Genomic DNA, 20348 nt, shown 5'->3' with positions numbered 1-20348 from the left:
CAAACGGTTTTCAGCCGTTCTCGCGCAGAATATTCCCCGCCAGATACAGCGATCCACAAATCAGAATGCGGGCGCCCGGATCAACAGCCGTCAGGGACTGCACCGCAGACAAAACATCGTCAGCCGTGTGAGCTTTGAACCCAGCCTTAGCCGCCGCCTCTGCCGTCACCTCGGCGGGCAAGGTATTCGCCTCCCCAGGGATGGACACCGCGGTCAGGCTATCCGCCACTTGCGCCAGCGGGCGCAGATAGCCGCCGATATCCTTGGTGTTCAGCATCCCGCAGATCAGGTGCGTCGGGCGTTCCGGCAAGGATTTCAGCAACTCGGCCAACGCCTCCCCCGCTGCCGGGTTGTGCCCGCCATCCAGCCATAGCTCTGCATCACCTGCAGCCTCAACCAGTGGCCCGGTTTTCAGGTGCTGCATCCGGGCGGGCCATTGGGCGTTGACCATCGCGGCCTCACAAGCGGCCTCGTCAAATCCCAGCGCACGCAGGGCGGCAATGGTCATGCCTGCATTTTGCACCTGATGCGCACCCAATAGCACGGGCAAGGGCAAATCCAGCAGCCCGCTCTCATCTTGATAAATCAGCCGCCCACGTTCCTGCCAGACATGCCAGTGCTGACCATGCACCATCAGGGGTGCGCCCAGACGCGCCGCCGTGGCCTCAATCACCTCCAGCGCCTCGTCGGGCTGTGGGCCAACAACGCAGGGAACACCGCGCTTGATGATCCCGGCCTTTTCGCCCGCGATCTTGGCCAGCGTATCGCCCAGAAACTGCTCATGATCGATAGAGATGGGGGTGATCACGCACAGACGCGGCTGATCCACCACATTGGTTGCGTCCAATCGTCCGCCCAGACCAACCTCCAGCAAGGTGTAATCGGCAGGTGCGCGGGAAAACGCCAACAGACCGGCAACGGTGGTAATCTCGAAATAGGTGATGTTTTCGCCATTATTGGCGGTGTAGCATTCATCCAGAACCTCGGTCAGATAAGGTTCGGAAATCAGCTCACCCGCCAGACGGATCCTTTCGTGAAACCGTGCCAGATGTGGCGAAGTATAGGCATGCACCGCCTGTCCTGCACCTTCCAGCCCGGCGCGGATCATGGCTTGCGTCGATCCCTTACCATTGGTTCCCGCGATATGGATCACCGGGGGCAGCTTGCGTTCCGGGTGGTCCAGCGATGTCAATAGCCGCCAGACACGATCCAATGTCAGGTCGATGATTTTCGGATGCAGCGCCATCATCCGGTCCAGGATGATGTCAGATGTCGCGGATGTCACTTATTTGGCGCCTTCTTTGGCATTGGCCTCGCCCGCTTTTTCAGGCGGCGGCAAATCCCCCTTCACCTCTGGCGGCAGGCCCGTCAGCATGCGGATGATGGTGACCAGCTCATCGCGCATATCCTTGCGATGGGTCACCCGATCCAGCATTCCGTGATCCAGCAGATATTCAGACCGCTGGAACCCCTCGGGCAGCTTTTCGCGGATCGTTTGTTCGATCACCCGGGTTCCGGCAAAACCAATCAGCGCGTTGGGTTCGGCAATCTGCACGTCGCCCAACATCGCATAAGAGGCTGTGACCCCACCGGTGGTGGGATGGGTCAGAACGACGATATAGGGCAGACCCGCATCGCGCAGCATTTCCACGGCAACCGTGGTGCGCGGCATTTGCATCAGGGACAGGATGCCTTCTTGCATCCGGGCACCCCCGGCGGCGGAAAACAGAACAAAGGGCCGGTTCATCTGCACGGCACGTTCTGCGCCCGCGATGATCGCATTGCCCACATACATGCCCATGGATCCACCCATGAAACTGAAATCCTGCGCTGCGGCCACGATCGGCGTGCGCCCGATCTCGCCCTCAACCACCAGCATCGCATCGCGTTCGCCGGTTTTCTTACGCGCATCTTTCATGCGATCGGGGTATTTCTTCTGATCGCGGAACTGCAACGGATCGGCCTTGACCTCTGGCACCGCAACTTCGGTAAAGATCCCGCCATCGAACAATGCAGCAAATCTATCGCGCGGACGAAACGCCATGTGATGATCGCAACTGTTGCAGACATTCATCGCATCGGCCAATTCCCGGTGAAACAGCATGGTTCCGCATTCAGAGCATTTGGTCCACAAATTGTCGGGCACCTCGCGCCGGGAAAAGAGCGAGTTTATCCGGGGACGGACGTAGTTGGAAATCCAGTTCATTGATACGGACCCTTTGCTGTATCTGATCTGAAATAATCGGGCTGACCGGTAAATGCAATTGCCGTTCCGACATGTATTCACTCTGAAACCCGGCATTTCCTTGCATGCGGGCCAATTCACGTCGCAATCACACTTGTAGAGCGCGCATCACCCGTTTATTCGGTTTGCGATCCGACGATAAGAGGTCCAGCCATGTCCACAGCGAAATTCGACAAATCCCGTCTGCCCAGCCGCCATGTGACCGAAGGCCCCGCGCGCGCGCCGCACCGGTCCTATATGTACGCCATGGGGCTGAGCGAGGAAGAGATTCATCAGCCGCTAATTGGCGTCGCGACCTGCTGGAACGAGGCAGCGCCGTGCAACATCGCGCTGAACCGTCAGGCGCAATCGGTCAAGATGGGCGTCAAACAGGCCATGGGCACGCCGCGCGAATTTACCACCATCACCGTCACCGACGGCATCGCCATGGGGCACGAAGGCATGCGGTCATCGCTGGCCTCTCGTGAAGCTATCGCTGACACAGTCGAACTGACCATGCGCGGCCATTGCTATGACGCGATTGTCGGTCTGGCTGGCTGTGATAAATCCCTGCCGGGCATGATGATGGCGATGGTGCGCCTGAACGTGCCGTCCGTCTTTATCTATGGCGGGTCGATCCTGCCGGGTCGCTACAACGGAAAAGACGTCACAGTGCAAGACGTGTTCGAGGCTGTGGGCCAACATCAGGCTGGCAACCTGTCGACCTGCGAGCTGGAAAAACTGGAAGCAGTGGCTTGTCCCTCTGCCGGTGCCTGCGGCGGTCAGTTCACCGCCAACACCATGGCCTGTGTGTCAGAGGCGATCGGTCTGGCCCTGCCCAATTCCTCTGGTGCCCCGGCACCCTATGAGAGCCGCGATCAGTATGGAGAGGCCTCGGGCCGCGCCGCCATGAACCTGCTTGAAAAACGCATCCGCGCCCGCGACGTTGTCACCCGCGAAAGCCTGATCAACGCAGCGCGCGTTGTGGCTTGTACCGGCGGGTCGACCAATGCTGGTCTGCACCTGCCCGCGATTGCGCATGAGGCTGGCATCGACTTTGACCTTGATGATGTGTGCGACATCTTCCGTGACACCCCCTATTTCGTCGATCTGAAACCCGGCGGTGCCTATGTCGCCAAGGATCTTTACGAGGTAGGCGGCGTTCCGGTGGTCTTGAAAGAACTGGACAAGGCAGGCCTGATTTACCGTGACTGCATGACCGCCACTGGCCGGTCCATCGGCGAAGAGATTGACATGGTCACACGCGAAGCCGATGGCAAAGTCATTTATCCCGCCTCCAACCCGATTTCCAAAACTGGTGGCGTTGTGGGCCTCAAGGGCAACCTCGCCCCCGAAGGCGCGATTGTGAAAGTCGCCGGCATGAGCGAAGAACAGCAGGTCTTCACTGGTCCGGCGCGTGTCTTCGAATGCGAAGAGGACGCCTTTGCCGCCGTGCAGGAACGCGCCTATGAGGAGGGCGAAGTCATCGTCATCCGCAACGAAGGCCCCGCAGGTGGCCCCGGCATGCGCGAAATGCTGGCCACCACCGCCGCCTTGTCGGGCCAAGGCATGGGCAAAAAAGTCGCCCTGATCACCGATGGTCGCTTCTCTGGTGCAACCCGTGGTTTCTGTGTGGGCCATGTCGGCCCCGAAGCCGCCCATTGCGGCCCGATCGCTTTGGTCGCAAACGGCGATATCATCACCATCAATGCGCTGACCGGTGAAATTTCGGTCGATCTGACCGATGAAGATTTGGCCGCACGCAAAGAAAACTGGGCTGGTCCGCGCGAAACATTCTACGCCTCTGGCGCGCTGTGGAAATACGCCCAGCAAGTCGGCGCCACCAACAAGGGCGCTGTCACCCATCCGGGCGGCAAGATGGAACGCCACGTCTACGCGGATATCTGATAATGCGTCTGGGGGCAGTTGTATTATCTTTGATCCTTCTGGCGGGCTGCATGAGCAACCCGCCCGTAACACGCGTCGCAAACGGCCATGTCACCATCGTCGGACCCACCGGGTACTGTGTGGACAGCCAGTCGGATCAGGGCCGGGCCGGTGATAATGTGGTGATGATGGCCAGCTGCGCCGCGCTCAACCACTCCAGCTCGGCCAGATTGCCATCGGCCCCTGCCGTCTTGGTGGCATCGGTGTCTTCCCCCGAACATTCCGTTCCCGTGACTGAGTCTCTAACGGCTCTACAACGGTTCTTTACTTCTGATCTTGGTCGCGCTTCGCTCAGCAAAAGCAATCGCCCTGAAACCGTGCGCGTCTTGCATGTTGGCAGCTATCAGGATGTGCTGATCCTGCATGCCCGCGACCGCAGCCCGGAACTTGCCGACAGCCTGCAAGACGAATACTGGCGCGCGCTATTTGATCTGGATGGTCGCACAATTTCAGCCACGGTTTATTCGACCAGAAACACACCGATCCCGGCTAAGGTCGGAAAAAGCCTGCTGTTGAACTTTGTTGGGCAGATCAGGGACGCAAATTCCTGATCGCAAAGACCGGGTTTTTCTTCTCTGCCACACAATTAAACTTTATAGTCATCCCATCCGGGCAAACCGGTCACAGGCAATCTGTAAGGATGACATGGCAAAACGGCTGGAGGCACTTATCGACAGGCTGATTCAGCGCCGATCCCGGCGGGACTGGCATGCGTTGGCCGATACTGCCGGGGATTTGACGCTGCCCGATCTGAAACGCTATCGGCAACTGGCCCGCGGGCTGACCCAGCCCTTAAACCGGTTTCTGCACGAAGCAGACCACCGCCTAGCCCAGCCCATCGTTGGATCAAACGCCATCGAAACCCCCATCGGCACGGATTGGAGCTGGCGACCGGACATGTGGCGCGGCCCGGTTCAGCCGCGCGGCCAGGCCAGCCTGCCCTCAAAAACCCGGCTCGGCGATCAACTGACAGTGTTTCACGACTGCCCGCTGTCAGAGGTCACCTATCGCCAAACCCGCAACATGTCGGAATTTGATCTGGCGCCGTTTGGATTGCGCCTGGATGTGTTTCAATTTCGCGGCAGCTTTCTATCGCTTTCAATCGCGATGCCGGCTGAGATGGTCGCAGATCTTGGCAAACGCCACATCCTGCAAATGAACGCGGTGATCGAGACGGAAAAGCCGTTGGAAATATTCACCCGCCTGAACGTGCGGCATGGCCCCAATGTCGATCAGCATGTCCGGGAACTGCCCCTTTATGAACTTGAACAGGTCACCGAATTTGATCTGGCCAATTCGTTTTTCAACAACACGCCGGTCAACCACCTGTGGGTGGACATCATATTCGAGGAACCCACCCTAAATCAGATCACCTTGCGCGATGTCACCTTCAACCGTCGCCCGCGTGCAGACCTCTAGGAACGACCATGTCCAAACTTTCACATACACGGACAATAAACGGCATCTGGGAAGGGGTGATGTCTGTAGAACGTGACAGCTCCGCCCCCTACCTTCAGGTCACGCACCGGGAAACGCCAATCCCGGACGTGTCGGTCCAGGCGGTGCAGGATCAGCCCGGAAATTGGCAACTCAGCTTTCCGATCCCCGCATCCTGCCTGTCCGATACGATCGAAACGCTTCTGATCTCGGATGTGTCAACGGGGGAGGTTCTGGGCTCCTACACCGTGATGACCGGAAGCGACACCCAGGTTGATGCGCGGGCCGAGCTGGATCTGCTCCGGGCCGAACTTGATATGCTCAAACGCGCCTTTCGGCGCCATTGCCGCGAAACCATGTCTTGATTCTGTATAAAGTTTGATACCTTTACGCGGCGTCGTGGGTGACACGCCCAAGCATAGGCCGCATTGTCTTGCCATGAATATTGCATCCGACATGACACAGTTCCCGAATCTGCTGGCTCCATTAAGCCTTGGGCATGTGACATTGCCCAACCGGGTGCTGATGGGATCGATGCATACAGGGCTGGAAGAAACCGGCAACTGGGACCGGGTCGCCGAATATTACGCCGAACGCGCCCGCGGTGGCGTTGGCCTGATGGTTACGGGCGGCATGGCCCCCAACCCTGAGGGCGCCGTTTTCAAGGGCGCCGCTGGTCTGTTTTCACCAGAAGACATCGCCAATCACCAACTGGTGACAGGCCGGGTCCACAATAATGGCGGCCGCATTGCGATGCAGATCCTGCATGCCGGGCGCTATGCCTATACCGACAATCCCGTTGCCCCCTCCGCAATCCGCGCGCCAATCAATTCCAGAACGCCGGTCGAACTGGATGCCGCGGGCATCGAAAAACAGATCAATGATTTCGTCACGTCTGCCCAGCGCTCCCAAGAGGCCGGCTATGACGGGGTCGAAATTATGGGGTCCGAGGGGTATTTGCTGAACCAGTTTCTGGTCACCCACACCAACAAGCGCGATGATGAATGGGGCGGCAGCTATGAATACCGCATGCGGTTTCCGCTGGAAACGGTGCGACGGGTGCGCGCCGCTGTAGGCGACGATTTCATCCTCATCTACCGCCTGTCGATCATGGATCTCGTGCCCAATGGATCGACCTGGGGCGAAGTGATCCAACTGGCCAAGGCCATGGAACAGGCCGGGGTCAGCATCCTGAACACCGGGATCGGCTGGCATGAGGCCCGCATTCCCACCATCGCCACATCCGTCCCCCGCCGCGCCTTTAGCTGGGTCGCGAAAAAACTGATGGGTGAGGTATCGATCCCTGTTGTCACCTCGAACCGGATCAATCTGCCCGAGGTCGCAGAGGCGGTTTTGGCCGAAGGCTGCGCTGATATGGTATCGATGGCGCGGCCCTTTCTGGCCGATCCTGATTTTGTGCGCAAAGCCGCCACCGGCAGGGCCGCCGAAATCACCCCCTGCATTGCCTGCAATCAGGCCTGCCTGGATCACACGTTCAACGGCAAAACCGCATCCTGCCTCGTCAACCCCCGCGCCTGTCATGAGACAGAGCTTCGGCTGACCCCAACCTCTTCCCCGAAATCCATTGCCGTGATCGGAGCGGGCGCTGCAGGCCTGTCGGCAGCCCTGACAGCGGCAGGGCGCGGCCACCATGTCACATTGTTTGATCAGTCCGATCGGATCGGCGGGCAGCTGAACCTTGCCGCGCAAATTCCGGGCAAGGAAGAGTTTCGCGGCCTCCTCACCTGGTTCAAATCCGAAATTGACCGGTTGGGCATCACTCTACAGCTCAACACCTGTGTCACGCCCGAAACCTGCGCAAGTTTTGAAGAGGTCATCATTGCCACCGGCGTCGCCCCGCGCGACCCGCAAATCCCGGGCCATGACCTGCCAAACGTTGTCACATATGCCGATATTCTGTCCGGGCAGGTCACCGCCGGATCAACCGTCGCCATCATTGGTGCAGGTGGTATCGGATTTGACGTGGCTGAATATCTGGTGCACCCCCGGGGCCCCGGCCCGACCGAAGATCTGCACCGCTGGCTGGCCGAATGGGGCATCAGCGATCCGGCCCTGAATGTCGGTGGCCTGTCCCTCGCGGGGCCCCAACCCGAGGCGCCAACCCGGCAGGTAACGCTCTTGCAACGCAAGGCCGAAAAGCCCGGGAAACGATTGGGCAAAACCACCGGCTGGATTCATCGAACCACCCTGCGCCACAAAGGTGTCCGCATGGTCAGCGGCGTGAATTATGACCGAATTGACAGTGACGGATTGCACATTTCCTATGGCAAGAACCGCGAAAACCCCCAATGCATCGCCGTCGAAACAATCGTCCTGTGTTCCGGGCAGGTTTCACAGCGCAATCTGGCCGATCAGCTGACCACACAGGGTATTCGTGTGCATGTGATCGGTGGCGCTGATCGTGCTGCAGAACTGGACGCGAAACGCGCAATCGACCAAGGATTCAGGCTTTCTGCCACAATTTAGCCCCGCTCCCGATTGGTGATTTTTGTTGAAATACAGGGTTAATGGCCAAAAAATCATGGCGGCACCAGTGTTTCCATGCCATCAACGATCCCCCCTAATTCCGTCTTAATGTCCGGCCTCTGACCCAATTTCGCCCGAATTCGTTGCGATACAAAACCCCTGGGGTGCGTAGAATTGGAATAAGACATGGATCGACTGACGGAAATGGAAGCCTTTGCTACGGTCGTAGACCAAGGCGGCTTCACCGACGCTGCCAAAAAGATGGGAATCTCAAAGTCAGCCGTCTCGAAACACGTATCCTCTTTGGAAGCCCGCCTCGGCGCGCGCCTTCTGAACAGGACCACCCGCCGCGTCAGCCCGACAGAGATCGGTCTGGCCTATTATGATCGCGCCCGCCGTGTCCTGAATGACGCAGGCGAAGCCGATGCGCTTGTCACCTCGATGCAATCTGCACCATCGGGCCTGCTGCGTATCTCTGTGGCGACTGATTTCGGCGTCAATCATCTGTCCCCGGTTCTGGGTGAGTTTTTACAGGAATTCCCCGACATCACCGTCAATATGGTGCTGAACAACCGCTATGTCGAACTGATCTCCGAAGGGTTTGATCTGGCCATCCGGATTGGCGAGTTGGAAGATAGCACGCTGCGGGCCCGCAAACTGACCGACACCACTAAACTGATGATCGCGGCCCCCGGTTACTTCGACGAATTTGGCCGCCCGGCCAAGATCGACGATCTGAATGAACACAAGCTTCTACATTATTCCAGCCAGGCCAATGGCGCCGTGTGGAAACTGACCGCGCCCTCCGGTGAAAAACGCCAGGTCCGCACCGCCGGTTGGCTTAGCGTCAATGACGGCCAATCCCTGCTGAACGCCGCTGTGTCTGGCCTTGGCATTGCTTATCTGCCCAGCTTCCTCTGTGCCGATGCCCTGCGCAGCGGTCAGGTCGAAGAGGCGATGCCCGATCTGCCCAAAGAAAATCTGGGCATATATGCGGTCTATCCCCCGGGCCGCTTCACCCAGCCCAAAGTCCGCGCCTTTATCGATTTTCTGGTTCACCAGTTCGCGGACAAAGGGTCAGAGGCCTGGTAAGGCCCACAGCATCCAAATTTGATAAAAACTCAGTTGGTCGAGGTCAGAATGACTTCGACCCTGCGATTCAGGGCCCGGCCCTCATCGGTCAGATTGCTCGCACGTGGCGACAAATACCCCATCCCCTCGGCCGACAACTGCGCAACCGCGACCCCATGATCGGCCACCAGCGCCTCCATCACGGATTCGGCCCGCAGCTTTGACAGGTTGATGTTTCCGTTCAACGATCCTTCGGCATCGGTATGGCCAACCAGCGCCACTTTGTGTTCCGGGTAAGCGTTCAGATAATCGGCTAGATCAGTCAGGGTTTGTACCGATTGGTCCTGCAATACCGCCGACCCAGTATCAAAGCTGACATCTTCCAGAACCACAAAACCGCTATCTTCCAATGCAAGGCTCAGACCCGACTCCGCCGCAAATGGCAGAATGTCAGGATCGGGGGAATTGCTGGAGACTGTCAGTTCAACATTTTCGATGCTTACCGGTTCGACATGCATGACCTGAACAAATCCGTTGGACACAGACCGGCTGACCAGCAGGCTGACCGCCTCGCTCTCGCCATCATTGTCTCGCGCAGCTGACAAGAACCGGTAATCACCCAGATCCACATGCATGTCCGGCTCGGGGGCAACCGTGGTTGCAAAGCGGAAATCAAATCCGCCGCAAGCCGTATCCTCGCACTCAAAATTAATCTGATAGCCTTGTTCTGCCAACTGTTCGCGCAGTGGCATCAGGATTTGCAATGTCGTCAGCCCGTCAGCCGGAAGCTTCCAAACGGTTTGTGTGACCCGGCCTTCTGCTGTGACAGTTTCAACGACACCATCAGACCAGGGGCCGGTCGGTACATCATAGCTGCCCAATTCTTCGACCTGCTCAAACCCGGACTGTGCCAGGGTCGGCATCGACAGCGGTGTAGCAAGTGCGCTCAGGGCAGAGGACACCAGCACCGATCCGGCCAAACCGATCATCGTGCTGTTTCGCATATATAGCGCGCGTCCCGTCATCACACCTTTCTCATGAGGGGCCCATCGGCCACCGTCACTTGCAATCAATCGTTCGGAAAATTCCGCAAATGCGGGCTCCGAAACCTTCCTCAACCTCGTGCCGGTGCGTGTGGTTCTGTGCACTTGAAATACGTGCGGCCAACTGCAGAGCGGCAATCAAGGATTTTAAGGCAAATTCGCAGGTTAACCAAGACCATTTGCAACGACGGACAGAGCACCAGCCAAAATCCGCTTTGGATAACAACGCCAAAGATGCTGATCCTTTGCTGCGATAGCCCCAGCGCGCATATCAGCTATCACCCCCCAATCGCACAATCGATCTTTCATCCGATGCCGTCAGGGCGTGCTGAACACCCGAGGGCAGCGACACCAACCGAACCTAAGCATTCATCTAAAACAATCAGACAGACGAAACAGGTCAGTGTCACCGCGCCATTTCAAACAACTGACTAAACCAATATCCTGTGGCCCGCTGTCGCGCGGTTTTCAAGCAACACTTCAGTCGCGGTTGAGGTTTTCAGACGGTCCAATCCGGTAATGATAACGCGCCGCCACGGTCATGCCGATTTCAGCATACAACCCCCGCGCCGCATGGTTTTCTTCCGTTACCGCGACTGACAGTTGCGTGGCACCCCTATCTTGTGCCCAGCTTGCGGCAAACTTCATGATATTGTGGCCAATGCCCTGACGGCGATGTCTCTGTGCCACTTCCAAAGCGTGGACCATCGCGATGTTTTCATGCAATCCAATATAGGCTGCCGCCACCACATGATCCCCCTTCCGGCCCAAAATGGTGGTCTTCTCAAGCGCTGCACGGCTCATCACATCCAATCGCGCCGGGCCTATTCCGCCCGCCTCCCAGATCTCTTTCATCACAGCCAGCGGCGGGAAAACCGCGAAACCAGACAGCCGCGGGGCAGGTGTTTCGGTCAGAACACGGATTGGGCTGGTCAATATCTCGACCGGGTCGATCACCCCATATCTGCGTGCCTCCAGCGCCTGATCCAACGCTTCTTCGCCCTCTCGAACCATGAACAGATGTGGCTGGCCCAGACGGGTCATTTCCGCCTCTGCCAGATCGATATCGGGTACCGTTCCGGGGCGTTCTGTCGTACCGGCGGAAACCCGCTTACCTCCGCCGTTTCCCTGTCGGATCACCCATCCAGACCGAACATATGTGGCCGCCGCTGGCCAGGTCATTTCCATCGCTTCCATCAACTGCTGTGCGGTCGTTTCAACCATGTTCGACAGCCTCCACAATTTGGCCTAGGGCTTGCATCGCCTGGTCCAGCCGCGCGGCATCCGCCCCGCGCACAACAATATGCGTGCCATAAATTCCATCCGCCTGAAACGGATACGACCCAAAAGACAGATCGGGATATTCCTGCGCCAATAGCCCCAGCGGCGTGGCAATCGTGCCCTCGCCAATCAAGACGCGCAATGTTTGCGACAGGACCGGCGCGCCGCCTGTCAGCGTGGGCAAAACCCCGGCAACCATCGCCTCGAATATTGTCGGCACCCCGGCCATCACATGCACATTGCCAAGGATAAACCCCGGCGCGGCAGAGATCGGGTTTTCAATCAGCCTCGCGCCCTCTGGCACCCGCGCCATGCGCAACCGCGCCGCGTTCAGCTCCAACTCCGACGCGTCATAATGGGCCTGCAGGATCGCCCGCGCATCATCGCGAATATCAATCGATGTCTCAAAGGCGGCAGCGATGCAGTCAGCGGTGATATCATCGTGGGTCGGCCCAATTCCGCCCGAAGTAAAGACATGATCAAACCGCCCCGACAGATCACGCACCGCCGCAATGATCGCCGCTCGGTCATCCGACACGACGCGCACCTCTTTCAGATCAATGCCATGTTCAGTCAACCGCCCGGCCAGATGGTGCATATTCGCATCGCGCGTCCGGCCCGACAGAATTTCATCCCCGATCACAAGCATGGCGGCGGTTGGGTTGGGCATGGCTGCTCCTTGTTCTCTTCCTGCGCCCGGTATAGGCCTCCCACATGCAGTTTCAAACCCCCTTGATCCCCGCCGTGCTGATCCGCCGCTACAAACGCTTTCTGGCCGATATGCGGCTGACGGACGGGCGCGAAATCACTGCCCATTGCCCCAATCCCGGGTCCATGATGGGGCTGGCTGAACCGGGCACTCGGTGTTGGCTGGAACCCAATGATGATCCAAAGAAGAAGCTAAAGTTCGGCTGGCGGCTGGTCGAACACGCTGATGGCCATTTCACTGGTGTTGACACCTCTGTCCCCAACCGGGCCCTGCACAGCGCCCTGATGGCCCGGCAGGTCGCGGGGTTGGCCCCCTACCCGTTGGTCCGGCCAGAGGTGAAATACGGCCAGAACAGCCGCATCGATTTTCTGCTGTCAGGCCCCGGCCTGCCCGATTGCTATGTCGAGGTCAAATCCGTGACCCTGTCGCGCCAGCCGGGTTTGGCCGAGTTTCCCGACAGCGTGACCGTGCGCGGCGCAAAACATCTGGGCGAACTGGCCGATATGGCCCGACAGGGTCACCGCGCCATTATCCTTTATCTGGTGCAACGCACCGACGCCCAGCGCGTGACCATCGCCGCCGACATTGACCCCACTTACGCCGCCGCCATGCACACGGCCCGACAGGCCGGGGTTGAGGTCATGGCCATCGGCACCCAGATCACACCCAAGGCGATCGAGATCGGCCAATCACAGGAATTTCACCACCCCACATAGACCTCTGGCAGTTTTTGCAAAGCTGCATTATCTAGTCCCGAGTCAAAACCCGGAGAAGACCCTTGGACGACACACGCGGACGGATCACCAAAGACGGCATTCGCCTGTTTGAACCGGCAGATTTCGACGGCATGCACGCCGCCGGACGGCTGGCGGCAGAGATATTGGATGCCATCGGCCCCTTGGTGCAGCCCGGCACTACAACCGGGGCACTGGACGAGACCATCGAAAAGATGATCGATGACGCCGGCGCCACCTCTGCCACGATCGGGTATAAGGGCTATCGCCATGCCTCCTGCATCTCGGTGAATCACGTCGTCTGCCACGGCATCCCGGGCAACAAGGTGCTGAAGAACGGCGATATCCTGAACATCGATGTCACGGTGATTGTTGATGGCTGGTATGGCGACACATCGCGCATGTATGTGGCCGGCAAACCAAACCGCAAGTCTGAGCGCCTGATTCAGGTCACCCATGACAGCCTGATGGAAGGCATCCGCGCCGTCAAACCCGGCAACACTTTTGGCGATATCGGCCACGCCATCCAACGATTTGTGGAATCCCAACGCATGTCCGTAGTGCGCGATTTCTGTGGTCACGGGCTGGGCCGTGTTTTCCATGCACCGCCCAACGTTCTGCATTACGGGCGCGAAGGCACCGGACCGACGCTGGAGGAAGGCATGTTCTTTACCATCGAACCGATGGTCAATCTGGGCCGCCCGGAAACCAAGGTTCTGGCCGATGACTGGACAGCAGTGACCCGCGACAAATCTCTGTCGGCCCAGTTCGAACATTCCGTTGGCGTCACTGCTGATGGATGCGAGATTTTCACCCAGTCACCCGCCGGGAAGTTTCATCCGACCAACTGACCGCCCATCAAAACCCACGGCATCAGCGCCCGAACCGCAATCCCAGCCATTGAAGTCGGCTGTTTCGCGCCGAGCTCCGCTTGTCTGTAAAAAAGACATAGAACCGCATTCATTTCAGATCAGGCGGCCCCATATTCTTTGGCGAGACGACATTTGCAAACGTCCCTTGGAATACATTTATCGCCTCAACGACATAATATTGGAGATAGCATATGAGCGAAGGTCTTGCGCTGTCATTTAACAGCCCGAACACAGCTTCCCCCGAAGTTAAAACTTTCACTCGCACCAGTCCAAAACCGACAGAGGTTGAAGTTGCAGTTGCGGCCTCTTCGGTCAATCCTATCGATGTGCAACGCGCCTCCGGCTATGGCCGCAAACTGTTGTCTCTTTTGGGCGCAAGCAAATTCCCTTTGGTTTTGGGCAACGATTTCTCCGGTGTCATCACCGCCGTGGGGGATAAGGTCAGCGACTTTAATGTTGGGGATCATGTCTTCGGCGTTAAAAAGGCATCACGCGAGGGCACCAATGCCAGCCATGTGATTGTGCCGGCGACGCCCGCGACTATCCGAAAACTTGCCAAAGGATTTGATCCGCTGTCTATGGCAGCTCTTCCTTACTGTTTCACAACAATGTGGCTCGCCGTTCGAAATGCCGGACTTTCAAAATCCAACGCCGCTAGCAAAGACGTGCTGGTTCACGGCGCCGCGGGTGGTCTGGGCTCCCTTGCGCTTCGAATGTTGTCGGATTGGGGTGCAAATGTCACTGCCATCGCACGTCCGAATGCTCTGCAAGCCTGTTTGGATTTGGGGGCAAGCAACGCAATTGATCAGGCAACCCATCCGTTCAGCACATTGAAATCCTCCTTTGATGCGACACTCAACTTTGCGACATGGGATCATGATGCGGATTTGTTGGGCTGTTTGCTCGATGGGGCGCTTGGCCATGCAACAACCGTGCATCCGATGCTGCGAAACTTTGATGAGGCAGGCTTTGTCGGCGGGGCGTTTCGCACAATGTCCGGCAAACGGCGTTGCCGAAAGGCGTTGCCCAAAGGCACACAGAATTATTCCTGGACCATATTTGGCCCCAACGCGGATGCCTTGTCCGAATTGGAACGCCTGGTATCTCTGGACAAGGCCTCGTTAGAAATCGGCCTGAAAGTCCCTCTGAAAGACGGTGCCTTGGCCTTTGATCACATGAGAACGGGAAAACCGGGTCGCGCATTGATTTTGCCCTGAGGCTTTTCTCAGGTCGCAGAGATTGCATAAGCGTGGATCAGAAATACGCACCCGCTGTAACAGAAATACCCCGGCACCCAAAGGCGCCGGGGTAGTAATTGTGCGGGCCTCCCGGAGGAAAGGAATGGCTCGCACAGGCTGTATGACAGTGGAACGTTTACTCTGTCGCGACGGATGGTGCCTCTTCCACCACCGCATTCTCGTTCACCAACTCACCCTCCTTGTGGAAAAGCGGGTAGATATACAGGAACGCGGCAGAGATCAGGTAACCGGCTGTGATCCCGCTCAGCTCTGGCCAATGCAGGCTGGCCCCGTGGATGATTCCAACGGCGGACATGATCGCCGCACCCAGGGCAAATCCTGCGGCATTGCGGAAATTGCCATCGATCACACTGGCGACAATCGCCCCCCAGATCAGCCCGGTCAGGATCGCGCCTTGCGACAGGGCCAGATGCCCCTCGAAATGTGCTCCCTGCTGTAGCAACGCCGCAGTCAGCGCTTCATCCCCAAGCTGCGGAAGTGACGCCACGCCCACCGCGCCCAGCGCACCCATCAGCGATCCCCATTTCACCATCAGAAACGACGACACATGCGGCATCATCGCAAAGGTCACCGCCGACATGTGTTCGGTCTTGACCGAATGCGCGGTGTTGGTGATCAGGCTCAGCGCCACGAAAACCAGAACCGGCGCGGCAGCCGCCACAGGGATCAGGTTGTTCAGAAACGCCAACAGGCCAAAGAACGCGGCAAACGGAATAACCGCCCCCACACCGATGATATATCCGGCATGCGCACCCATGCGCTTATAGGCCGGATGACCGATATAGGCGGTGGTCGGGAAGGGGGATCCAAAGACAGCTCCAATCATCGTGCCGACACCGTCAGTGATCTGACAGGTGGCAACCGGGTAATGATCGCCGGCGGCCTCTGCGCTTTCCACGTTATTCATGGTTTCGATGAAGTTATAGATCTGCACCGGCACCAGAACCAGGAACAGTTCCGGGTTGGCGAAAAGATACTGAACACCTGCAATCAGGTCACCGATATAGGGCAGCGGCGGATAGAACCCGACGCCGTCCGCACTAAACCGTGCCTCGCCAATTGCCAACGCAACGACCGTCCCGACGATCAGCGCCAACAGACCGGCAGGGATGTTCCAGGGCAGGCGGAAACGACCCACCAGACCCCAAAGGATGATGATCATGGAGGCAAAACCGATGAACGGATTTTCAAACACGGTGGCCAGTGGCACAGTTCCGATAAAGACCAGCGCAATCCCACACAGCGTGCCCAACATCCCGGCGCGCGGCGTGATGCGTTTCAGCCACGGGCCAATAATCGCACCCAGCGCGGCAACAATACCGCCCATGAACCCGGCCCCAATACCGACCTGCCAGGCCAGCAATGGATCATTTGTTGACCAGTAAATCGGCCCGATAACGCCGAACAGATAGACGAACATCACCGGGGTCGAAATCCCGTATGGCAGGGCGGTTACATCCCGCCCATGCTGTGCCGCCGCCCGTTTGGCCAGAACGACATAAACGGCGATCCCCGCCAAAATGGCAATGGCCGCACCGGGCACGATGCGCCCATAGACAATCTCTGCCGGCATCTGAAAGACGAACTGACAAATCCCCGCCAGAACCATCAGGTTGATCAGGTTATCAGTAAACAACGCCCAAAAGGCGCTGAAATCGCTGCGATGAAACAGCTTGTAGGAATAGCTAGCTTCCCCCATGGGAACCTCCTTGGTTTGACCGGGGCGATCTGGTTTCTCCTCAAACCTGAACCGACCGGCATATCCTCACTGCGTCGCGACATGCAAAACAGCGCCCCCATGGGGGTGTCATCAGCACGCGCGCCACCAGCATCTGTTACCGAATGGATTTCGATGTCCCGTATCTCAAGCTCCCAGATCCGCTTGGCTTCGCGCACGCCTTTGGACTGACGGGGAGTGTACAGAATGGCCCTTGCTCACAAAATACCGGGCTTCGCAAAGTACCTTCAAATGAAATTTGAAAAACGCAGAATTGATCGGTGATTCTGCGGAATGCCGGTTCGGGTCTTGAAACGAATTCTCAAACCAAACCCCACTATGTGCCATGAAGCTGCATTTGCCACTGCGGGCATCACCGCCTGCGAGATGCAATAATTTCCCCCGAAGAGCGCTCCAATGATTGAGTCAACCAACTAACTTTGTTAACCGCTTATAAATTGCGCCACTGAAAGGGTAGGTAATGTCCAACAATGATTTTGAGTCTCGGCACCTCGAAACGCTGGATCGGGATCTTGGGCGCCTGTCCAATCTTGAACTTGCAACAGCCTATGTTGGACGCCCACTGGTTGGGCCAGGCATTGCGATGGTTTTCATCGTACTGGCTGGCATTCTCGCCACGATGTTCTTTGGCCAGTCCAACAATGCTTTTATCGTCGCCGTCGCCGCAATCTTTGGGGCCTATATGGCACTGAATATTGGGGCGAATGATGTCGCCAACAATATGGGGCCGGCAGTTGGCGCCAACGCATTAACAATGGGTGGCGCCATTGCCATCGCCGCCATTTTTGAAAGCGCAGGAGCCCTTTTGGCTGGTGGCGACGTTGTTTCGACAATTGCCAAGGGCATTATCGCCCCTGAAAGCATGCAGACTTCGTCAATTTTCATCTGGGCGATGTTGGCCTCTCTTCTTTCTGCTGCGCTTTGGGTAAATCTGGCAACGTGGATCGGGGCACCGGTCTCCACAACGCATTCTGTTGTCGGGGGTGTGATGGGTGCCGGAATCGCGGCCGCAGGATTTGCAGCCGTGAACTGGACAACGATGAGCAAGATCGCCGCCAGTTGGGTGATCTCTCCTGTTCTGGGCGGGGCGATTGCTGCCGGCTTCTTATGGTTTATCAAGGCCCACATCATCTATCAGGACGACAAGATAAAAGCCGCGCGAAAGTGGGTGCCTGTCCTGGTGGGCATCATGGGTGGTGCATTTGCATCTTATCTTGCCCTGAAGGGCCTGAAGAAGGTGATCAAGATCGATCTGCCGACTTCCCTACTGATCGGTGCCGCCGTTGGCACGCTCATTTGGGTTGTCATGGTCCCGATCATTCGCCGACAGTCAGCGGGATTGGAGAACCGAAACAGATCGCTCAAGGTTTTGTTTGGCATCCCGCTTGTCGTCTCTGCTGCCCTGCTCAGCTTCGCCCACGGCGCCAATGACGTTGCGAACGCAGTTGGACCTCTGGCGGCGATTGTTCAGGCCTCTCAGGACGGAAACTTCACGGATGCCATTTCAATCCCGTTATGGGTGATGGTGATCGGTGCGATGGGTATTTCGTTCGGCCTGTTTCTCTTTGGACCGAAACTCATTCGAATGGTCGGCAGCCAGATTACCAAACTCAATCCAATGCGGGCCTATTGCGTCGCCCTGTCGGCAGCAATCACCGTGATCGTGGCAAGCTGGCTTGGCCTGCCGGTCAGTTCGACTCACATCGCGGTCGGGGGCGTGTTCGGTGTGGGCTTCTTCCGCGAGTGGGATGCCGAGCGTCGCATGAAAAAGGCACGCATTGCGATCCCCAGTTTGCCCGAACAACAACGGGAAGAACGTCGTCGCCGAAAACTTGTTCGTCGATCTCACTTTTTGACGATCATAGCGGCCTGGATCATCACCGTTCCAGCTGCGGCGCTTCTGTCGGGGTTGATTTTCTTCCTGATCAGTTTGATCGCCACATGACAAACCACATCCGTTCATCTGCCGGATGGGCGGATGTGGTGTTCCGCCCGGTGAAAACTTATTAGCAGCCCGTCAGCGTAACTTCCTTGGGTAGCGCGATGATTGCAAACCCATGAATGCCACCGCCCGGCAATCAATGGCCGGTCGCGTTAACGTTTGTCCCCACCGTCGCAATACCGACAAAATACCGACGTTGCACCGCATCGGATTTTTCCAAGCTGGCGGAACTTCCTTCCCCCGCCGTTCGCAGGGTGTGATCAGGGTGGCTACACCACCACGGCCAGCCGTTCCTGCTTCCCCACGCCAAAGACCCGTTTGTAGCGCGCCACCTCTGCAGCGGGTCCCATCGCCTTTTCAGGATTGTCACTCAGCTTGACAGTCGGGCGCCCATTGGCGCTGACCGCCTTGCAGACAAGCGAAAACGGGGCAAGCCGGTCATCAGGCGTCAAGCCTCTGAAATCATTTGTCAAAAGCGTGCCCCAACCAAAGCTTACATTGACCCTGCCGGTAAATCTGGCCTGCAGCTCAACGATCTTTTCGACATCCAATCCATCGGAGAATATGATCAGTTTTTCACGCGGATCTTCGCCCCGTTCCTGCCACCAGCGGATCGCCGTTTCCGCCCCCGTGGTCGGGTCACCAGAATCAATCCTAATCCCCGTCCAGCCCGCAAGCCAATCCGGTGCATTGTCTAAAAACCCTTTAGTTCCAAAGGTATCCGGCAAAATGATCCGCAAATTTCCATCATGTTCCTCATGCCAATCCGACAGCACATCATAAGGTGCCCGCGCCAGTTCTGCGTCGCTATCTGCAAGGGCCGCATAGATCATCGGCAGCTCATGCGCATTGGTGCCGATCGCCTCGATATCGTGTTTCATGGCGATCAGGCAGTTTGAGGTGCCGGCGAAACTATCGCCCAGACCCTCGATCATGGCCTGCACGCACCAGTCCTGCCACAGATAGGAATGACGACGCCGGGTCCCGAAATCCGCGATGCGCGTCACAGATCCCTTTAAATTTCCTATTTTTTCCCACAGCTTAGTCATCGCGCGCGCATATAGGATCTGCAGCTCGAACCGGTCCATCGGGTCCAGAACAGCGCGGCTGCGCAGCTCCATCAGGACAGACAATGCCGGTATCTCCCACAACATCACTTCGGGCCAACTGCCCTCAAATGTCAGTTCATACTGATCCCCAACACGTTCCAAATGATAGGGAGGCAGGCGCAGTTTTTCGAACCATTCCATGAAGTCATGGCGAAACATCTGCCGTTTGCCGTAAAACATATTGCCGCGCAGCCATGTGCTTTCGCCTCGGGCGAGCGACAAAGATCGGATATGATCCAGTTGCTCTCGCAACTCGCCCTCATCAACCAGTTTGGCCAACGGCACCGACGTTGTCCGATTGATCAGACTAAATGTCACCTGCGTGTCGCGGCGGTTTCTGAACACGGACTGACACATCAGAAGCTTGTAAAAATCCGTATCGATCAGGGATCGGACGATCGGATCGATCTTCCACTTGTGATTATAAACGCGGGTGGCGATATCAACCATTCTGGCTCTCCATAAGCCCTGATAATTAGAGCAAATCTAACACCC

General features: G+C 57.6%; 17 protein-coding genes. 10 read left to right on the top strand and 7 right to left on the bottom strand.

What is annotated here, in order from left to right:
- Positions 1 to 10 precede the first annotated feature (10 nt).
- Both AC2D8P_RS08025 and accD read right to left on the bottom strand, forming a co-directional pair.
- Positions 11 to 1285 (bottom strand): bifunctional folylpolyglutamate synthase/dihydrofolate synthase, encoded by a 1275-nt coding sequence (locus AC2D8P_RS08025; protein ID WP_484701783.1) that lies wholly within the window; start codon positions 1283 to 1285, stop codon positions 11 to 13.
- Complete coding sequence (gene accD / locus AC2D8P_RS08020; protein WP_484701782.1) at positions 1286 to 2206, bottom strand: acetyl-CoA carboxylase, carboxyltransferase subunit beta; 921 nt, start codon at positions 2204 to 2206, stop codon at positions 1286 to 1288.
- Positions 2207 to 2398: 192 nt separating this feature from the next.
- On the opposite strand from accD, the gene ilvD reads away from it, so the two are divergent.
- The 6 genes from ilvD (at position 2399) to AC2D8P_RS07990 (ending at position 9187) form a co-directional block, all read left to right on the top strand.
- The gene (gene ilvD, locus AC2D8P_RS08015) at positions 2399 to 4132 is read left to right on the top strand and encodes a dihydroxy-acid dehydratase (protein WP_484701781.1); all 1734 of its coding nucleotides are present in this window, start codon (positions 2399 to 2401) and stop codon (positions 4130 to 4132) included.
- A 50-nt stretch (positions 4133 to 4182) separates the two neighbouring features.
- Positions 4183 to 4722 carry a hypothetical protein gene (locus AC2D8P_RS08010; protein WP_484701780.1) on the top strand — a complete coding sequence of 180 codons (540 nt, stop codon included), beginning with the start codon at positions 4183 to 4185 and terminating at the stop codon, positions 4720 to 4722.
- A gap of 94 nt (positions 4723 to 4816) precedes the next feature.
- A complete protein-coding gene (locus AC2D8P_RS08005; RefSeq protein WP_484701779.1) occupies positions 4817 to 5590 on the top strand; it encodes a DUF6478 family protein in 774 nt (257 codons plus the stop codon).
- 8 nt (positions 5591 to 5598) lie between these two features.
- Positions 5599 to 5973 (top strand): hypothetical protein, encoded by a 375-nt coding sequence (locus tag AC2D8P_RS08000; protein ID WP_484701778.1) that lies wholly within the window; start codon positions 5599 to 5601, stop codon positions 5971 to 5973.
- A 91-nt stretch (positions 5974 to 6064) separates the two neighbouring features.
- Complete coding sequence (locus tag AC2D8P_RS07995) at positions 6065 to 8095, top strand: FAD-dependent oxidoreductase (RefSeq protein WP_484701777.1); 2031 nt, start codon at positions 6065 to 6067, stop codon at positions 8093 to 8095.
- A 186-nt stretch (positions 8096 to 8281) separates the two neighbouring features.
- Positions 8282 to 9187, top strand: coding sequence for a LysR family transcriptional regulator (locus tag AC2D8P_RS07990; RefSeq protein WP_484701775.1), 906 nt, complete (start codon positions 8282 to 8284; stop codon positions 9185 to 9187).
- A gap of 29 nt (positions 9188 to 9216) precedes the next feature.
- Here AC2D8P_RS07990 and AC2D8P_RS07985 read toward each other — a convergent pair whose 3' ends face one another.
- The 3 genes from AC2D8P_RS07985 to AC2D8P_RS07975 form a co-directional block, all read right to left on the bottom strand.
- Positions 9217 to 10191 carry an OmpA family protein gene (locus AC2D8P_RS07985; RefSeq protein WP_484701774.1) on the bottom strand — a complete coding sequence of 325 codons (975 nt, stop codon included), beginning with the start codon at positions 10189 to 10191 and terminating at the stop codon, positions 9217 to 9219.
- 498 nt (positions 10192 to 10689) lie between these two features.
- Positions 10690 to 11433, bottom strand: coding sequence for a GNAT family N-acetyltransferase (locus AC2D8P_RS07980; RefSeq protein WP_484701773.1), 744 nt, complete (start codon positions 11431 to 11433; stop codon positions 10690 to 10692).
- Positions 11426 to 12160 carry a competence/damage-inducible protein A gene (locus AC2D8P_RS07975; RefSeq protein ID WP_484701772.1) on the bottom strand — a complete coding sequence of 245 codons (735 nt, stop codon included), beginning with the start codon at positions 12158 to 12160 and terminating at the stop codon, positions 11426 to 11428. Before AC2D8P_RS07975 ends, AC2D8P_RS07980 begins: the two co-directional genes overlap by 8 nt.
- Before the next feature lie 44 nt (positions 12161 to 12204).
- On the opposite strand from AC2D8P_RS07975, the gene sfsA reads away from it, so the two are divergent.
- The 3 genes from sfsA (at position 12205) to AC2D8P_RS07960 (ending at position 15022) form a co-directional block, all read left to right on the top strand.
- Positions 12205 to 12915 (top strand): DNA/RNA nuclease SfsA, encoded by a 711-nt coding sequence (gene sfsA / locus AC2D8P_RS07970; protein WP_484701770.1) that lies wholly within the window; start codon positions 12205 to 12207, stop codon positions 12913 to 12915.
- Between the two features lie 62 nt (positions 12916 to 12977).
- A complete protein-coding gene (map, locus tag AC2D8P_RS07965; protein ID WP_484701769.1) occupies positions 12978 to 13784 on the top strand; it encodes a type I methionyl aminopeptidase in 807 nt (268 codons plus the stop codon).
- Between the two features lie 212 nt (positions 13785 to 13996).
- Complete coding sequence (locus AC2D8P_RS07960; RefSeq protein ID WP_484701768.1) at positions 13997 to 15022, top strand: alcohol dehydrogenase catalytic domain-containing protein; 1026 nt, start codon at positions 13997 to 13999, stop codon at positions 15020 to 15022.
- 157 nt (positions 15023 to 15179) lie between these two features.
- Here AC2D8P_RS07960 and AC2D8P_RS07955 read toward each other — a convergent pair whose 3' ends face one another.
- Positions 15180 to 16763 (bottom strand): xanthine/uracil/vitamin C permease, encoded by a 1584-nt coding sequence (locus tag AC2D8P_RS07955; protein WP_484701766.1) that lies wholly within the window; start codon positions 16761 to 16763, stop codon positions 15180 to 15182.
- Between the two features lie 499 nt (positions 16764 to 17262).
- Here AC2D8P_RS07955 and AC2D8P_RS07950 point away from each other — a divergent pair, with 499 nt between their 5' ends.
- Positions 17263 to 18747, top strand: a complete 1485-nt coding sequence (locus AC2D8P_RS07950) for an inorganic phosphate transporter (RefSeq protein ID WP_484701765.1) — start codon at positions 17263 to 17265, stop codon at positions 18745 to 18747.
- Positions 18748 to 19013: 266 nt separating this feature from the next.
- On the opposite strand, the gene pncB is transcribed toward AC2D8P_RS07950, so the two are convergent.
- Positions 19014 to 20303, bottom strand: a complete 1290-nt coding sequence (gene pncB / locus AC2D8P_RS07945; RefSeq protein WP_484701763.1) for a nicotinate phosphoribosyltransferase — start codon at positions 20301 to 20303, stop codon at positions 19014 to 19016.
- Positions 20304 to 20348: the final 45 nt, after the last annotated feature.

The sequence above is a fragment of the Roseovarius sp. YIN77 genome (assembly GCF_057219155.1).
The sequence above is the reverse complement of the archived record's forward strand: the minus strand, read 5'-3'. Positions and strand labels throughout refer to the sequence as shown.

What these genes read in the sequence shown, in the direction of transcription:
- accD (WP_484701782.1), bottom strand. Translation starts at nt 2,206, where the DNA reads ATGAACTGGATTTCCAACTACGTCCGTCCCCGGATAAACTCGCTCTTT.
- ilvD (WP_484701781.1), top strand. Translation starts at nt 2,399, where the DNA reads ATGTCCACAGCGAAATTCGACAAATCCCGTCTGCCCAGCCGCCATGTG.
- AC2D8P_RS08010 (WP_484701780.1), top strand. Translation starts at nt 4,183, where the DNA reads ATGAGCAACCCGCCCGTAACACGCGTCGCAAACGGCCATGTCACCATC.
- AC2D8P_RS08005 (WP_484701779.1), top strand. Translation starts at nt 4,817, where the DNA reads ATGGCAAAACGGCTGGAGGCACTTATCGACAGGCTGATTCAGCGCCGA.
- AC2D8P_RS08000 (WP_484701778.1), top strand. Translation starts at nt 5,599, where the DNA reads ATGTCCAAACTTTCACATACACGGACAATAAACGGCATCTGGGAAGGG.
- AC2D8P_RS07995 (WP_484701777.1), top strand. Translation starts at nt 6,065, where the DNA reads ATGACACAGTTCCCGAATCTGCTGGCTCCATTAAGCCTTGGGCATGTG.
- AC2D8P_RS07990 (WP_484701775.1), top strand. Translation starts at nt 8,282, where the DNA reads ATGGATCGACTGACGGAAATGGAAGCCTTTGCTACGGTCGTAGACCAA.
- AC2D8P_RS07985 (WP_484701774.1), bottom strand. Translation starts at nt 10,191, where the DNA reads ATGACGGGACGCGCGCTATATATGCGAAACAGCACGATGATCGGTTTG.
- AC2D8P_RS07980 (WP_484701773.1), bottom strand. Translation starts at nt 11,433, where the DNA reads ATGGTTGAAACGACCGCACAGCAGTTGATGGAAGCGATGGAAATGACC.
- AC2D8P_RS07975 (WP_484701772.1), bottom strand. Translation starts at nt 12,160, where the DNA reads ATGCCCAACCCAACCGCCGCCATGCTTGTGATCGGGGATGAAATTCTG.
- sfsA (WP_484701770.1), top strand. Translation starts at nt 12,205, where the DNA reads ATGCAGTTTCAAACCCCCTTGATCCCCGCCGTGCTGATCCGCCGCTAC.
- AC2D8P_RS07960 (WP_484701768.1), top strand. Translation starts at nt 13,997, where the DNA reads ATGAGCGAAGGTCTTGCGCTGTCATTTAACAGCCCGAACACAGCTTCC.
- AC2D8P_RS07955 (WP_484701766.1), bottom strand. Translation starts at nt 16,763, where the DNA reads ATGGGGGAAGCTAGCTATTCCTACAAGCTGTTTCATCGCAGCGATTTC.
- AC2D8P_RS07950 (WP_484701765.1), top strand. Translation starts at nt 17,263, where the DNA reads ATGTCCAACAATGATTTTGAGTCTCGGCACCTCGAAACGCTGGATCGG.
- pncB (WP_484701763.1), bottom strand. Translation starts at nt 20,303, where the DNA reads ATGGTTGATATCGCCACCCGCGTTTATAATCACAAGTGGAAGATCGAT.